Raw genomic sequence first — 14,205 nt, forward strand, 5'->3', positions numbered from 1 at the left:
AAAACTGGTGGGTGATACATGGATCGAACATGTGACCCCTGCCGTGTGAAGGCAGTGCTCTACCGCTGAGCTAATCACCCGCGAAGCTGGCTGCTAGGCCAACCTCTTTGGAAAAAATGGTGGGTGATACATGGATCGAACATGTGACCCCTGCCGTGTGAAGGCAGTGCTCTACCGCTGAGCTAATCACCCATATGTCGTTACTGCGACAAGACTTAGATTATGTCATAACTTCTAGGACTGATTTTCGAAGCCGCGCCAAATTGTCTTGCCGCCGCTCGATTTGTCCATCTGCACCATCACATCCTCGTGTGCGGCCAGCTCCTGATCATTGGCGTGCACCACGCGCAGCTTGAAGCTGGCCAGATCCACCTGCGCCACGACCAGCCCACCCTCGGACTGGACAGGCTCTTCCGCCATCAACAGGGCCTCCTGGCCCCGCGTGAGGTTGATGTAGACATCGGCCAGCAGCTCCGCATCCAGCAAGGCGCCGTGCAGCGTGCGCCCGGAGTTGTCCACCTCCAGGCGATCGCACAGCGAATCGAGCGAGTTGCGCTTGCCAGGGAACATCTCCTTGGCCATGACCAGGGTGTCGATGACCCCGCTCACGCACTGGCGGATCGGCGGGCGGTTGGCGAGCTCCAACTCCTTGTTCAGGAATCCCAGGTCAAAGGGCGCGTTGTGGATGATCAGCTCGGCGCCCTGCAGGTACTCCCAGATCTCCTCGACCTTGTGCTCGAAGCGCGGCTTGTCCTTGAGGAATTCGGTGGTGATGCCGTGCACGCGCAGCGCGTCCGGATGGCTGTCGCGCCCCGCATTGAAATACAGATGCAGGTTGTTGCCGGTCAGCTTGCGGTTGACCATCTCCACGCAGCCCAGCTCGATGAGCCGGTCGCCGTTGTCGGCTGACAGGCCAGTGGTTTCAGTGTCGAGAATGATTTGACGCGACATGTGCTGGCCCTCAGTGGTTTTCCTTGGCGTGATTGAGCGAGTACTTGGGAATCTCGATGGTCACGTCCTCGCGTGCCAGGATGGCCTGGCAGGACAGGCGGGACTGCGGCTGCAGGCCCCAGGCACGGTCCAGCAGGTCTTCCTCCTCTTCCTCGGCCTCGTTCAGCGAGTTGTAGCCCGCCTTGACCACCACATGGCAGGTGGTGCATGCGCAGCTCATGTCGCAGGCATGTTCGATCTTGATGTTGTTGTCCAGCAGGGCCTCGCAGATCGAGGTTCCGGCGGGCGCCTCGATTTCGGCACCCTGGGGACAGTATTCGGCGTGGGGAAGTATTTTGATAACGGGCATGACGGATCTGCTGTCGGATCAGAAATCAGGAAAGGGATTGCACGCTCTTGCCGGCCAGGGCCTGCTGGATGCTGCGGTTCATGCGCTCGGCGGCAAAGGACTCCGTGCCCTTGGCCAGCGCTTGTGTCGCGGCCTCGATGACGGCGGCATCCTCGGAGCCCACGCTGGCGCGCAGGGCGTCGATCAGCGCATCGATGGCTGCACGTTGGTCTGCGGCGAGCACATCGCCATCGGCCTGCAGAGCGCTTTCGGTGGCCATCAGCATGCGATCGGCGTCGACACGTGCCTCCACCAGTGCGCGGGCCTGCATGTCCTGCTGGGCCGTGGCAAAGCCGTCCTGCAGCATGCGGGCAACCTCGTCATCCGACAGGCCGTACGACGGCTTGACATGGATATGGGCCTCGACGCCGCTGGTCTGCTCCTTGGCGCCTACCGACAGCAGGCCGTCGGCATCCACGGTGAAGGTCACACGGATGCGGGCCGCGCCAGCCGCCATGGGCGGGATGCCGCGCAGCTCGAAACGCGCCAGACTGCGGCAGTCCGCCACCAGGTCGCGCTCGCCCTGCACCACATGGACGGCCAGGGCCGTCTGACCATCCTTGTAGGTGGTGAAGTCCTGGGCACGGGCTGTGGGAATGGTCTCGTTGCGGCTGATGATTCGCTCGACAAGGCCGCCCATGGTCTCCACGCCCAGGGACAGAGGAATCACGTCGAGCAGCAGCATGTCGCCGCTGGAGCTGTTGCCAGCGAGCTGGTTGGCCTGGATGGCGGCCCCCAGCGCGACGACTTCGTCGGGGTTGAGATTGATGAGAGGATCGCGGCCAAAGAACTCGGCCACGGCCTCGCGCACCTGGGGCATGCGGGTGGAACCGCCGACCAGCACCACGCCCTGCACTTCGTCGCGCGCCAGCCCTGCGTCCTTGAGCGCGCGGCGCACGGCCGCCAGCGAACGTGCCGTCAGATGGGCCGTGCTCGCATCGAAATCGCTGCGCTTTACATCGAAATGCACAGCGCCGGTAGACAGCTCGGCCGTGAGCGTTGCGACCTGTGCATCCGTCAATGCCTGCTTGCAAAGGCGTGCCGCCATGCGCCAGCGCGCCTTGTCCTCGGCCGTCTGGGGAATCACGCCGGTCTGCTGGGCCACCCACTCGGCCAAAGCCGCATCGTAGTCGTCACCCCCCAGAGCCGAATCGCCGCCAGTGGAGACGACCTCGAACACACCCTGGGACAGACGCAGGATAGAAATGTCGAAGGTCCCGCCACCCAGGTCGTAGACGGCGTAGACGCCTTCGGAGCCGTTGTCCAGGCCGTAGGCAATGGCGGCAGCCGTGGGCTCGTTGATCAGGCGCAGCAGGTTGATGCCGGCGAGCTTTGCCGCATCCTTGGTGGCCTGGCGTTGTGCATCGTCAAAGTAGGCGGGCACGGTGATGACGGCGCCATGGATGTCGTCATTGAAGGTGTCTTCGGCACGGAAACGCAGCGTGGCCAGGATCTCGGCACTGACCTCCACGGCTGTCTTGGTGCCATCGACGGTCTCGATCCCGATCACGCCACGGCCGGCCTCCTGCTCCGCAAAGCGGTAAGGCAGCTTTTCCGGCGAATCGATGTCAGCCAGCGTGCGGCCCATGAAGCGCTTGGCCGAGGCAATGGTGTTGCCCGCATCGGTAGACAGTGCAGCCTGGGCGGCGTGGCCGATCTCTCGGCGGCCCTGGGGCAGATAGCGCACGACAGAAGGCAGCAGCACTCGGCCCTGGTCATCCGGCAGGCATTCGGCCACGCCATTGCGGACAGCGGCGACCAGCGAATGCGTGGTGCCCAGGTCGATGCCCACGGCAATGCGCCGCTGGTGGGGATCGGGGGACTGACCGGGTTCGGAAATCTGCAAAAGCGCCATGAAAATACTCGGGGAAATTGCAGGTCCGGGCCGGCCGGCCTGCCTTGTGAATGAGGGTCTCTCGTGGGAGGTGCGGATCGCGGGTTATTGTCCCAGTTGATCGCGGCGACGCTCTATGTCCTGCGCAAATCGCGCAACAAACATGAGGGCTCTGACCTGCTGCACAGCCGCCTGCGCATCGTGCAGTTCATCCAGCTGACGACCGCATTCAGCCAGCATGTTCTTTCTCGCCTGCAGCACCTCGTCGTCCAGCGCATCCAGGGCGGCCTCGTCCTGCGCCTCTTCCAACGCCTCGCGCCACTCCATTTGCTGCATCAGAAAGGCGGTGGGCATGGACGTGTTGTCCTCGGCACGCACGGGTGCACCCAGCAATTCGCAGAGATACGCTGCGCGCCTGAGTGGTTCTTTCAACCGCTGGTAGGCCTCGTTGATGCGCACCGACCATTGCATGGCCACGCGCTGCGCGGCGGCTCCCTGCGAAGCAAAGCGGTCAGGATGGGCCTCGCGCTGCAACTCCTTCCAGCGCGCGTCAATGGTGCTGCGCTCCTGCGCAAATTGGCGCGGCAGCGCAAACAGCTCGAAATCGTCCGATTGCAGGTTCATGTCGATAAAAAGCCGCCAGCACCGAAGCGAAGGCGGCCTCTTGAGGGAGTAGAAGAAATCAGGGCCTGCCGGGCATGCCGCCAGGCCACAAAGGCCCGGCCACCCGGCAGATACCGGTCAGATGCGAAAGCTCTCGCCGCAACCGCAGCGATCACGCTCGTTGGGGTTGTGGAACTTGAAGCCTTCGTTCAAGCCCTCACGCACGAAATCCAGCTCCGTGCCGTCGATATAGGCCAAGCTCTTGGGATCGACCAGCACCTTGATGCCGTGGTCCTCGAAGATCACGTCCTCGGGCAATTGCTCGTCCACATACTCCAGCTTGTAGGCTAGGCCAGAGCAGCCCGTGGTCTTGACCCCGAGGCGCACGCCGATACCCTTGCCGCGGCGCGACAGGTAGCGGCTCACATGGCGTGCCGCAGAATCGGTCAGCGAGATCGCCATATCAGGCGGCCACCACCGCAGTGCGCTTGGCACGGTAGTCATCGACCGCTGCCTTGATGGCGTCTTCGGCCAGGATGGAGCAGTGCACCTTGACGGGAGGCAGAGCCAGTTCTTCGGCGATCTGGCTGTTCTTCAGCGCAGCCGCCTCATCCAGCGTCTTGCCCTTGACCCACTCGGTCACCAGCGAAGACGAGGCAATCGCGGAACCGCAGCCATAGGTCTTGAAACGCGCATCCTCGATGACGCCGGTTTCGGGGTTGACCTTGATCTGCAGCTTCATCACGTCGCCGCAGGCAGGAGCGCCGACCATGCCGGTGCCCACCGATTCGTCGTTCTTGTCGAACGAGCCCACGTTGCGGGGATTTTCGTAGTGGTCTACCACTTTGTCGGAATAAGCCATGATGTCTACCTCTTCAATACTTGATTCGCGTGCCGGCCAATGCTCAGTGAGCCGCCCATTGGATGGTGCTGAGATCGATGCCGTCCTTGAACATCTCCCACAGCGGGCTGAGTTCGCGCAGCTTGACCACATTGGTGCGGATGGTGCTGATCGCGTAGTCGATTTCCTCTTCGGTCGTGAAGCGGCCGATCGTCATGCGCAGGCTGCTGTGCGCCAGTTCGTCGCTGCGGCCAAGTGCACGCAGCACATAGCTGGGCTCCAGGCTGGCCGACGTACAGGCAGATCCCGAGGACACCGCCAGACCCTTGATGCCCATGATGAGCGACTCGCCTTCGACGAAGTTGAAGCTCATGTTCAGGTTCTGCGGCACACGGTGCTCCATGCTGCCGTTGATGAAGACCTGCTCCAGGTCCTTCAAGCCGTTGAGCAGACGCTGCTGCAGCGCGTAGGCCTTGGCGTTGCTTTCAGCCATTTCTTCCTTGGCGATGCGGAAGGCTTCGCCCATGCCGACGATCTGGTGCGTGGGCAGCGTGCCCGAGCGCATGCCGCGCTCATGGCCACCACCGTGGATCTGCGCTTCCAGGCGCACACGTGGCTTGCGGCGCACATACAGGGCACCCACGCCCTTGGGGCCATAGGTCTTGTGCGCGGTCATGCTCATCAGGTCCACCGGCAGCTTGGACATGTCGATCTCCACGCGGCCCGTTGCCTGCGCGGCATCCACATGGAGCAGGATACCCTTCTCACGGCACAGCGCGCCGATGGTGGGAATGTCCTGGATGACGCCGATTTCGTTGTTCACGAACAGCACGCTGACCAAAATGGTGTCGGGGCGCAGCGCGGCCTTGAATGCCTCGATGTCGAGCAGGCCGTCAGGCTGCACGTCCATGTAGGTCACTTCAAAGCCCTGGCGCTCGAGTTCACGCATGGTGTCGAGCACGGCCTTGTGCTCGGTCTTGAGCGTGATCAGGTGCTTGCCCTTGCCCTGGTAGAAATGCGCCGCGCCCTTGATGGCCAGGTTGATGGACTCGGTGGCACCGCTGGTCCAGACAATCTCACGGGGATCCGCGCCGATCAGGTCTGCGACCTGGCCGCGGGCCTTCTCGATGGCCTCCTCGGCTTCCCAACCCCAGGCATGACTGCGCGATGCGGCGTTGCCGAAATGCTCACGCAGCCAAGGAATCATGGCGTCCACCACGCGAGGGTCCACAGGGGTGGTCGCGCCATAGTCGAGATAGATGGGGAAATGCGGGGTCATGTCCATGACTGGCTCTTATCAAGGTTCAGGCTGGCAAAAAAACGGGAAGGCGATGAACTCCGGTGAATCCATCCAGGCGGACAACACCGCGCCACACAGCCATGCGCGGCGGTGCCCTGCCCTCAGGGTGTCAAAAGTCGATCAGGACTTGGCGAAGGCGTTGCCCAGCGCGAATACCGAGTTCGGGGCATTCACACGGATGGGCTTGACCACGGGAGCCGTGGAAATCGCGCGGCGCACCACGGGCTTGTCCTCGATCTGGATGCCCTTGGCCAGTTGTTCGTCCACAAGCTTTTGCAGCGTCACGGAATCGAGGAACTCGACCATACGCTGGTTCAGTGCGGCCCACAGCTCATGCGTCATGCAGCGGCCGGCTTCACCCAGGCAATTTTCCTTGCCGCCACACTGGGTGGCATCAATGGGTTCGTCCACGGAGACGATGATGTCGGCCACGGTGATGTCGCCAGCCTTGCGGGCGAGCGTGTAGCCGCCGCCGGGTCCACGGGTGGACTCGACGAGTTCATGGCGGCGCAGCTTGCCGAACAGCTGTTCCAGATACGACAGGGAAATCTGTTGCCGCTGGCTGATGGCTGCCAGCGTGACAGGGCCATTGTTCTGGCGCAGGGCCAGATCGATCATGGCAGTGACCGCAAAACGGCCTTTGGTGGTGAGACGCATTACGAGCTCCTTCAGTCAGGCTTGTACGTTACAGAAACACCCGCTCCAGCGATTTGACTGGAGTTGGGCACAGTCTCCGCCCTTACTCCGTCCTGTTCAAAAGGTTCAGAGCCCTTCTTTTCATCGAAGTTTTTGTTGTTGTTGAGTGTTGACCCTTAGTGTACCACATTCCCCATCAATTTTGTCGGGTAACAGGAGCTAACGGGCTTCAGACCAGGCGCCGCCTCAGGAAACCTGCACGGATGAGCCCCCGAACAGTTGCTCCTTGAGCAGCGCCAGCTGATCGCGCACCCGCGCGGCCTGTTCGAACTCCAGGCTGCGCGCATGTTCGAGCATCTGCTTCTCCAGACGCTTGATTTCCTTGGCCACATCTTTTTCGGACATGTCCTCGACACGCGCTCTTTCGAGCTGATTGGCCTGCAGGCGTTCCGCTTCCTTGCCACTTTTTTCGCTGTAGACACCATCAATCAGGTCTTTCACCCGCTTGACAATCTGCTTGGGTTCGATTCCGTTTTCCTCGTTGAAGCTTATTTGCTTGGCACGGCGGCGCTCGGTCTCGCCGATGGCCTTCTTCATGGACTCCGTGACACGGTCCGCATAGAGGATGGCCTTGCCATGCAGGTTGCGCGCGGCGCGGCCGATGGTCTGGATGAGACTGCGTTCGGCGCGAAGAAAGCCTTCCTTGTCGGCGTCGAGGATGGCGACCAGCGAGACTTCGGGGATGTCCAGCCCCTCGCGCAGCAGGTTGATGCCCACGAGCACGTCAAAGACACCCAGGCGCAGGTCACGAATGATCTCCACACGCTCCACCGTTTCCACGTCGGAGTGCAGATAGCGCACCTTGACGCCGTTTTCACTCAGGTAGTCGGTGAGTTGCTCGGCCATGCGCTTGGTCAGCGTGGTGATGAGAACGCGCTCCGTGCGTTCGACGCGCAGGCGGATTTCCTGCAGCACGTCGTCCACCTGATTGGTGGCCGGGCGTACTTCGATTTCAGGATCGATGAGGCCTGTGGGGCGAACGACCTGGTCCACGACCTGGCCCGAGTGGGTCTTCTCGTAGTCTGCCGGCGTGGCGGAGACAAAGATGACCTGGCGCATGCGCTGCTCGAATTCCTCGAATTTGAGCGGCCGGTTGTCCAGCGCCGAAGGCAACCGAAAGCCGTATTCCACCAGCGTGGTCTTGCGCGAGCGGTCGCCGCTGTACATGGCGTTGAGCTGGCCGATCATCTGGTGACTCTCGTCCAGGAACATGAGGGCGTCGCCGGGCAGGTAGTCGGTCAGGGTGCTGGGCGGCTCGCCGGGTGCGGCGCCTGAAAGGTGGCGGGTGTAGTTCTCGATGCCCTTGCAGTGGCCGACCTCGGTGAGCATCTCCAGATCGAAGCGTGTGCGCTGCTCCAGGCGCTGGGCCTCGACCAGCTTGCCGTCTCCCACCAGTTGCTTGAGCCGCTCGGCCAGCTCCAGCTTGATGGTTTCCACGGCGGCCAGAACCTTGTCGCGCGGCGTGACGTAGTGGCTGCTGGGGTAGACGGTGAAGCGCGGAATGCTCTGGCGCACGCGGCCCGTCAGCGGATCGAACAGCTGCAGGCTTTCAACCTCGTCGTCGAACAGTTCGATGCGAATGGCCAGCTCGGAATGCTCGGCGGGGAAGACGTCGATGGTGTCGCCGCGCACGCGGAACTTGCCCCGGCTGAAGTCCTGGTCGTTGCGCTGGTACTGCATGCGGATCAGTTGCGCGATGACGTCGCGCTGGTTGATGCGGTCGCCGGTGCGCAGCGTCATGATCATGCGGTGGTAGCTTTCGGGCTCGCCGATGCCGTAGATGGCCGAGACCGTGGCGACGATGACCACGTCGCGCCGCTCCATCAGGCTTTTGGTGCACGACAGCCGCATCTGCTCGATGTGCTCGTTGATGGCGCTGTCCTTTTCGATGAACAGGTCGCGCTGTGGCACATAGGCCTCGGGCTGGTAGTAGTCGTAGTAGCTGACGAAGTATTCGACGGAGTTCTTGGGAAAGAACTCGCGGAATTCGCTGTACAGCTGCGCTGCCAGCGTCTTGTTGGGCGCGAAGACAATGGCCGGGCGGCCCAGGCGGGCAATCACGTTGGCCATGGTGAAGGTCTTGCCCGAGCCCGTCACGCCCAGCAGGGTCTGGAAGGATTCGCCGTCCTGGATGCCTTCGACCAGCTTTTCAATGGCGGCGGGCTGATCGCCGGCCGGCGGATAGGGCTGGAACAGCTCGAAGGGGGAGTCCGCGAAATGCACGAACTGGCCGGAGGCCTCAGGTGCTGGAGAGGAATCAGAGACTTCGTGCATGACGTGGGTTCGCAAAAGTGAGTATCGGCCGGCGAGATCGCTAGAATTCATGGGTTAACCCGAAAGCCTACCGTAGCTTGGGGCTAGCCGCGTTTTTTCCACCTCCCAAGACATCCCAAGGACGCTTCATGTCTCTGTTTACCGCCGTCGAAATGGCCCCCCGCGACCCCATCCTGGGTCTGAACGAGCAGTTCGCTGCCGACACCAACCCCAGCAAGGTGAATCTGGGCGTGGGCGTGTACTTCGACGACAACGGCAAGTTGCCCCTGCTCGAATGCGTGCAGGCCGCCGAGAAGGCGATGATGGACAAGCCCACGGCCCGCGGCTACCTGCCCATCGACGGCATCGCTGCCTATGATGCCGCAGTCAAGGGCCTGGTGTTCGGCGCCGAGTCCGACGTCGTCAAGTCCGGCCGCGTGTCCACGGTGCAGGCTATCGGCGGCACCGGCGGCCTGAAGATCGGCGCTGACTTCCTCAAGAAGATCAGCCCCGCCGCCAAGGTGCTGATCTCCGACCCGAGCTGGGAAAACCACAAGGCCATCTTCACCAATGCAGGCTTCGAAGTGGGCACCTATGCCTACTACGACGCGGTCAACCGCAAGGTGAACTTCGAAGGCATGCTGGCCGACCTGAACGCGGCCGCCGCCGGCACCATCGTGGTGCTGCACGCCTGCTGCCACAACCCGACCGGCTATGACATCACGGCCGAGCAGTGGGACCAGGTGATCGCCGCCGTCAAGGCCAAGGGTCTGGTGGCCTTCCTCGACATGGCCTACCAGGGCTTTGGCCACGGCATTGCCGAAGACGGCGCCGTGATCGGCAAGTTCGTGGCCGCCGGCCTGAACATCTTCGTCTCGACCTCGTTCTCCAAGAGCTTCAGCCTGTACGGCGAGCGGGTGGGCGCGCTGTCGGTGGTGGCCAACGACAAGGAAGAAGCGGCCCGCGTGCTGAGCCAGCTCAAGATCGTCATCCGCACCAACTACTCCAACCCGCCCACCCATGGTGGAGCCGTGGTGGCCGCCGTGCTGAACAACCCCGAGCTGCGCGCACTGTGGGAAAAGGAACTGGGCGAGATGCGCGTGCGCATCAAGGCCATGCGCCAGAAGCTGGTTGACGGCCTGAAGGCTGCCGGTGTCCAGCAGGACATGGGCTTCATCACCACCCAGATCGGCATGTTCAGCTACTCCGGCCTGAGCAAGGACCAGATGGTGCGCCTGCGCACCGAGTTCGGCGTCTACGGCACGGATACGGGCCGCATGTGCGTGGCCGCGCTCAACAGCAAGAACATCGACTACGTCTGCCAGTCGATCGCCAAGGTGGTCTGACCCCCACCCCGGCTGCCCGGCCATGCGCCGGGTTTGCAGACATGCCGCCAACGGTGCATTGCCCTGGCGGCATTTTCTTTTTCCGGGCGGCTTTTGCATCCTCACCGTCCGGTATGCGCCAGGCCCTGGGAGGCATGGGTGCGATCATGCGTGCAGTTGAAACACCGAATACACACTGAGACGCTCCATTCCCATGCCCGATCACGCGCCTCCTGAACCCATTGCGCTACACGCGCCCCTCTCCTCTTCCCCCACCAACGGGCTGCCGTTGTCGGGCGTGCGCATCCTGAGTCTGGCCCTGAATCTGCCCGGCCCCGCCGCCCTGATGCGCTGTGCCGCCATGGGCGCGCAGTGCAGCAAGCTGGAGCCTCCGTCTGCACAGCCTGCATCGGCCGGTGCGGCCGGTACAGCCGGTGTGGCCGGTGCAGACCCGATGGCGCACTACAGCCCGCAAGCCTATGCCGATATGCACCAGGGCATTGCGGTCTGGCAGGCACAGCTCAAAAGCGAGGAAGGACAGGCGGCGCTGCACCATGCGCTGGACGCGGCCGACATCATGCTCACCTCGTTCCGCCCCGCCGCACTCGCCAAGCTGGGGCTGGACTGGGCGTCGCTGCAGCAGCGCCATCCGCGGCTGTCGCTGGTGCGCATCGTCGGCAGCGCGGGAGCCCTGGCCGATGTGCCGGGCCATGACCTGACCTACCAGGCCGAGGCAGGGCTGGTACAGGGCGGCGCCATGCCACCCAGCCTGTTTGCCGACATGGCCGGTGCGCTGATGGCCAGCGAAGCCGTGCTCAAGGCCTGGCTGCTGCGCCAGCGCAGCGGCCACGGCAGTTTCCAGGAAACAGGCCTGGCCCAGGCCGCGCAGTGGCTGGCTTTGCCCTGGCATTGGGGCCTGACCCGGCCCGATGGCGATGTGGGCGGCGCGCACGCAGGCTATCGCGTCTACGCCTGCGCCGATGGATCGGTAGCCGTGGCGGCCCTGGAGCCGCATTTCGCGGCCCGCCTGTGCGCCGTGGCGTCGGTGAATGGCGATGGCAGCATCGCCAGCATGCGCAGCCCCGCCATGCATGCAGCCCTGCAAGCCTTCCTGGCCCCCTTGTCCTGCGCCGAGCTGGCAGACCTGGCCGAGCAGCACGATCTGCCCCTGCACCCTCTTCCCGGCCAACCCCAGGCACGGCCTCGCTTGTAGGCGGACACCCAAAAGCACCACCTGTCCGCAACCTACAAGCCGCGCAGGTCATGGCTGGCCGCAGCATGCGGGCACGCTGCGGCCAATGACCCTCTTTACCGTAATAGCCCGCTCCTCTTAAATCGGAGTTGCGCATACAACCGGACAACCCGAACACATCTGGAAACACCCATAATCGGCTTATCTGGAGGCAGCCCCATGGTTCGAGAACATCCATCAACCGCCCGGATATCCGGGACGCGTCAGCCACCCAGCCATTCGGCGCCAGTTCTGCGGCGCATTGGCGCCAGCGCCTGAGCCGCCCACACGGCCAACCCTCCCCTGCTCCACCCATGCAAAGCCAGCCCCCAGCCCATGTGCCGGTACTGCAGCTGGTGCAGCGCATCTGGCCCCTGGTGCTGGTGGTCGTGGTGCTGGTGGTCATGGCCAGCGGCAGCCTCTACCTTGTGTCTGCGGTGCGCGCCTTCGTGGCCGGGGAAAGCCTGTGGTCCAAGGCACAGAAGGACGCCATCTACGCCCTGAGCCGCTATGTGGACAGCGGCTCGGCGCGCGATATGGCGCGCTTCGAGCAGGCCATGGCCATTCCCGCGGGCGACTGGCAGGCGCGCATGGCGCTGGACGATGTGCCAGCCAGGGTCAAGGATGCGCGTGCCGGCATTCTTCTGGGAGGCAACCACCCTGACGATGCCGAGGCGCTGATCTGGCTCATGCAGACCTTCCGCCATGTCGAGCTTCTGGAAGAGCCTTATCGTTACTGGAAACAAGGCGATCAGTATCTGCAGCAGCTCGACAGGCTGGCCCAGGAGATAGAGCAGCGCCACGCCGTGGGCAGCGTCAGTGCCGAGGACGCCATCACCTGGAAGCGCGAGATCGAGCAGATCAACGCCGGCGTCACACCGGCCACCCAGCAGTTCAGCGCCTCGCTGGGCCGCAGTTCACGGCAGATGGTGATGTGGCTGCAGGGCATCCATCTGGTGCTGGGTGTGGCGCTGATCCTGGTGGCGCTCTGGCATACGCGGCGCATGCTGCAGCAGCGCCAGCAGGTGCAAAACGACCTGCTGACGGAAAAGGAAAGGGCCCAGACCACGCTGGCCTCGCTGGGGGACGCCGTGATCACCACGGACGCCCAGGGCGTGGTGGACTATGCCAACCCCGCCGCGCTGGGCCTGCTGGGCAGCAGCGAGCAGCAGCTCAAGGGCCAGCACCTGGCCAAGGGCCTGCATTTCAACAGCATTGACACCACCCAGACCGCGGAAAGCCTGCTGGCCCATTTGCTGTCGGGCCAGCAATTGCGCGAGGAGCACACGCGCTGGCTGCGGCGCCATGACCGCAGCATCGTGCCGGTCAAGCTCATGGGGTCGGCCATCAGCGGCGGCGGGGAGCGCCCGGCCGGTGCGGTGATCGTGCTCAGGGATGTCTCGCGCGAGCAGCAATACCTGGACCAACTGTCTTGGCATGCCAGCCACGACGGGCTGACCGGGCTGGAGAACCGCGTCGAGTTCGAGCGCCGCCTGCAGCGCCTGCTCAACCAGGGCCAGCACAGGCTGCGGCCCTCGGCCGTGCTGTACATGGACCTGGACCAGTTCAAGCTCATCAACGAGACCTGCGGCCACCCGGCGGGCGACGAGATGCTGTGCGAGGTCAGCCGCCTGCTGCTGCACAACCTGCGCGAGACCGACACCCTCGCGCGGCTGGGCGGAGATGAATTCGGCGTTCTTCTGGAGAACTGCCCGCCCGAGCCCGCCCTGCGCATTGCCGAGAAGCTGCGCCAGGCGACCGAGGCCCTGCACGTGCACTGGGGCAAGCAGGTGCTGCGCACGGGGCTGAGCATCGGCCTGGTGCACATCGGCGGCGAGGTCCAGTCGGCCCAGGACCTGCTGCGCATGGCCGACATGGCCTGCTACCGCGCCAAGGAGCGTGGCCGCAACCGCATCTACGTCTACCGCAGCGACGATGGCGAGTACACCCGCCACGTCAGCGAGATGGAATGGGTGACACGCATACGCATGGCGCTGGAGCAGGAGCGCTTTTGCCTGTACGCCCAAAGCATTGCACCGCTGCAGCCCGACGGCCAGCGGGGCCTGCATTTCGAGGTGCTGCTGCGCCTGCGCGACGAGCAGGGCCAGATCATCTCGCCGGCCACCTTCATTCCCGCGGCCGAGCGCTACGGCATCATGCCCACGGTGGACCGCTGGGTGATCGCCAGAACGCTGGCCACACTGGCCCAGCATCCGGCCGCACTGCGCCACATCGACACCTGCGCCATCAACCTGTCAGGCCCCAGCCTGGATGACGACGGGCTGCTGGACTTCGTGCAGAAACAGCTGAGCACGCATGGCATTGCGCCGCAGCTGCTGTGCTTCGAGATCACGGAGACCAGCGCCATCGCCAGCCTGTCCAGTGCCACCAGGCTGATCCAGGCCCTGCGCACCCTGGGCTGCCGCTTTGCGCTGGACGACTTTGGCGTGGGCATGTCCTCGCTGACCTATCTGAAGCAGCTGCCCGTGGACTATCTGAAGATCGACGGCGGCTTTGTGCGCGACATGCTCCAGGACCCCAGCAACCACGCCATGGTGGAGATGATCAACCGCATAGGCCACATCCTGGGCAAGCGCACCGTGGCCGAGTATGTGGAAACCCGCGAGATCGCCCAGGCCCTTCAGGCCGTGGGCGTGGACTATGCACAGGGCTTTGCCCTGGCACGGCCCGTGCCGCTGGACACGCATTACTTTGAAAGCGGCGCCCAGGCCGCCCGCCGCGAATGGCAGGGCACGCTGGCGCCGGCCGCCAGCTAGAGGCAA

At 63.8% G+C, this 14,205-nt stretch carries 12 protein-coding genes and 2 tRNA genes; 3 read left to right on the forward strand and 11 right to left on the reverse strand.

Annotation, left to right across the window (positions count from 1 at the left end):
• Positions 1-5: 5 nt before the first annotated feature.
• The 11 genes from BO996_RS18565 to uvrB form a co-directional block, all read right to left on the reverse strand.
• Positions 6-80 (reverse strand) — tRNA-Val (locus tag BO996_RS18565).
• Between the two features lie 37 nt (positions 81-117).
• A tRNA-Val gene (locus tag BO996_RS18570) sits at positions 118-192 on the reverse strand.
• A 42-nt stretch (positions 193-234) separates the two neighbouring features.
• Positions 235-951 carry a DNA polymerase III subunit epsilon gene (dnaQ, locus tag BO996_RS18575; RefSeq protein WP_034394212.1) on the reverse strand — a complete coding sequence of 239 codons (717 nt, stop codon included), beginning with the start codon at positions 949-951 and terminating at the stop codon, positions 235-237.
• Between the two features lie 10 nt (positions 952-961).
• Positions 962-1,300: an ISC system 2Fe-2S type ferredoxin gene (fdx, locus tag BO996_RS18580; RefSeq protein WP_013802212.1), complete on the reverse strand. Its 339-nt coding sequence runs from the start codon at positions 1,298-1,300 to the stop codon at positions 962-964.
• A 25-nt stretch (positions 1,301-1,325) separates the two neighbouring features.
• Positions 1,326-3,194 carry a Fe-S protein assembly chaperone HscA gene (hscA, locus tag BO996_RS18585; protein ID WP_071956064.1) on the reverse strand — a complete coding sequence of 623 codons (1,869 nt, stop codon included), beginning with the start codon at positions 3,192-3,194 and terminating at the stop codon, positions 1,326-1,328.
• Positions 3,195-3,278: 84 nt separating this feature from the next.
• Positions 3,279-3,797 carry a Fe-S protein assembly co-chaperone HscB gene (gene hscB, locus BO996_RS18590; protein ID WP_071956065.1) on the reverse strand — a complete coding sequence of 173 codons (519 nt, stop codon included), beginning with the start codon at positions 3,795-3,797 and terminating at the stop codon, positions 3,279-3,281.
• Positions 3,798-3,914: 117 nt separating this feature from the next.
• The gene (gene iscA / locus BO996_RS18595) at positions 3,915-4,238 is read right to left on the reverse strand and encodes an iron-sulfur cluster assembly protein IscA (RefSeq protein WP_012205822.1); all 324 of its coding nucleotides are present in this window, start codon (positions 4,236-4,238) and stop codon (positions 3,915-3,917) included.
• A gap of 1 nt (position 4,239) precedes the next feature.
• Positions 4,240-4,638, reverse strand: a complete 399-nt coding sequence (gene iscU, locus BO996_RS18600) for a Fe-S cluster assembly scaffold IscU (protein ID WP_012205823.1) — start codon at positions 4,636-4,638, stop codon at positions 4,240-4,242.
• 43 nt (positions 4,639-4,681) lie between these two features.
• Positions 4,682-5,902 (reverse strand): IscS subfamily cysteine desulfurase, encoded by a 1,221-nt coding sequence (locus BO996_RS18605; RefSeq protein WP_071956066.1) that lies wholly within the window; start codon positions 5,900-5,902, stop codon positions 4,682-4,684.
• A 135-nt stretch (positions 5,903-6,037) separates the two neighbouring features.
• Complete coding sequence (gene iscR / locus BO996_RS18610; protein WP_012205825.1) at positions 6,038-6,574, reverse strand: Fe-S cluster assembly transcriptional regulator IscR; 537 nt, start codon at positions 6,572-6,574, stop codon at positions 6,038-6,040.
• A 225-nt stretch (positions 6,575-6,799) separates the two neighbouring features.
• Complete coding sequence (gene uvrB, locus BO996_RS18615) at positions 6,800-8,887, reverse strand: excinuclease ABC subunit UvrB (protein WP_043782068.1); 2,088 nt, start codon at positions 8,885-8,887, stop codon at positions 6,800-6,802.
• Between the two features lie 128 nt (positions 8,888-9,015).
• Here uvrB and BO996_RS18620 point away from each other — a divergent pair, with 128 nt between their 5' ends.
• From BO996_RS18620 to BO996_RS18630, 3 genes are all read left to right on the forward strand, one after another.
• Positions 9,016-10,212, forward strand: a complete 1,197-nt coding sequence (locus tag BO996_RS18620; protein ID WP_012205827.1) for an amino acid aminotransferase — start codon at positions 9,016-9,018, stop codon at positions 10,210-10,212.
• 193 nt (positions 10,213-10,405) lie between these two features.
• Positions 10,406-11,404 (forward strand): CoA transferase, encoded by a 999-nt coding sequence (locus BO996_RS18625; RefSeq protein WP_071956067.1) that lies wholly within the window; start codon positions 10,406-10,408, stop codon positions 11,402-11,404.
• Between the two features lie 332 nt (positions 11,405-11,736).
• Positions 11,737-14,199, forward strand: a complete 2,463-nt coding sequence (locus BO996_RS18630; protein ID WP_013802207.1) for an EAL domain-containing protein — start codon at positions 11,737-11,739, stop codon at positions 14,197-14,199.
• Positions 14,200-14,205: the final 6 nt, after the last annotated feature.

It is taken from the genome of Delftia sp. HK171 (genome assembly GCF_001886655.1).
Lineage (GTDB): Bacteria > Pseudomonadota > Gammaproteobacteria > Burkholderiales > Burkholderiaceae_C > Comamonas > Comamonas acidovorans.

Excerpts from the sequence above, each read along its gene's own strand:
- dnaQ (WP_034394212.1), bottom strand. The coding sequence starts at position 951 with ATGTCGCGTCAAATCATTCTCGACACTGAAACCACTGGCCTGTCAGCC.
- fdx (WP_013802212.1), bottom strand. The coding sequence starts at position 1,300 with ATGCCCGTTATCAAAATACTTCCCCACGCCGAATACTGTCCCCAGGGT.
- hscA (WP_071956064.1), bottom strand. The coding sequence starts at position 3,194 with ATGGCGCTTTTGCAGATTTCCGAACCCGGTCAGTCCCCCGATCCCCAC.
- hscB (WP_071956065.1), bottom strand. The coding sequence starts at position 3,797 with ATGAACCTGCAATCGGACGATTTCGAGCTGTTTGCGCTGCCGCGCCAA.
- iscA (WP_012205822.1), bottom strand. The coding sequence starts at position 4,238 with ATGGCGATCTCGCTGACCGATTCTGCGGCACGCCATGTGAGCCGCTAC.
- iscU (WP_012205823.1), bottom strand. The coding sequence starts at position 4,638 with ATGGCTTATTCCGACAAAGTGGTAGACCACTACGAAAATCCCCGCAAC.
- BO996_RS18605 (WP_071956066.1), bottom strand. The coding sequence starts at position 5,902 with ATGGACATGACCCCGCATTTCCCCATCTATCTCGACTATGGCGCGACC.
- iscR (WP_012205825.1), bottom strand. The coding sequence starts at position 6,574 with ATGCGTCTCACCACCAAAGGCCGTTTTGCGGTCACTGCCATGATCGAT.
- uvrB (WP_043782068.1), bottom strand. The coding sequence starts at position 8,887 with ATGCACGAAGTCTCTGATTCCTCTCCAGCACCTGAGGCCTCCGGCCAG.
- BO996_RS18620 (WP_012205827.1), top strand. The coding sequence starts at position 9,016 with ATGTCTCTGTTTACCGCCGTCGAAATGGCCCCCCGCGACCCCATCCTG.
- BO996_RS18625 (WP_071956067.1), top strand. The coding sequence starts at position 10,406 with ATGCCCGATCACGCGCCTCCTGAACCCATTGCGCTACACGCGCCCCTC.
- BO996_RS18630 (WP_013802207.1), top strand. The coding sequence starts at position 11,737 with ATGCAAAGCCAGCCCCCAGCCCATGTGCCGGTACTGCAGCTGGTGCAG.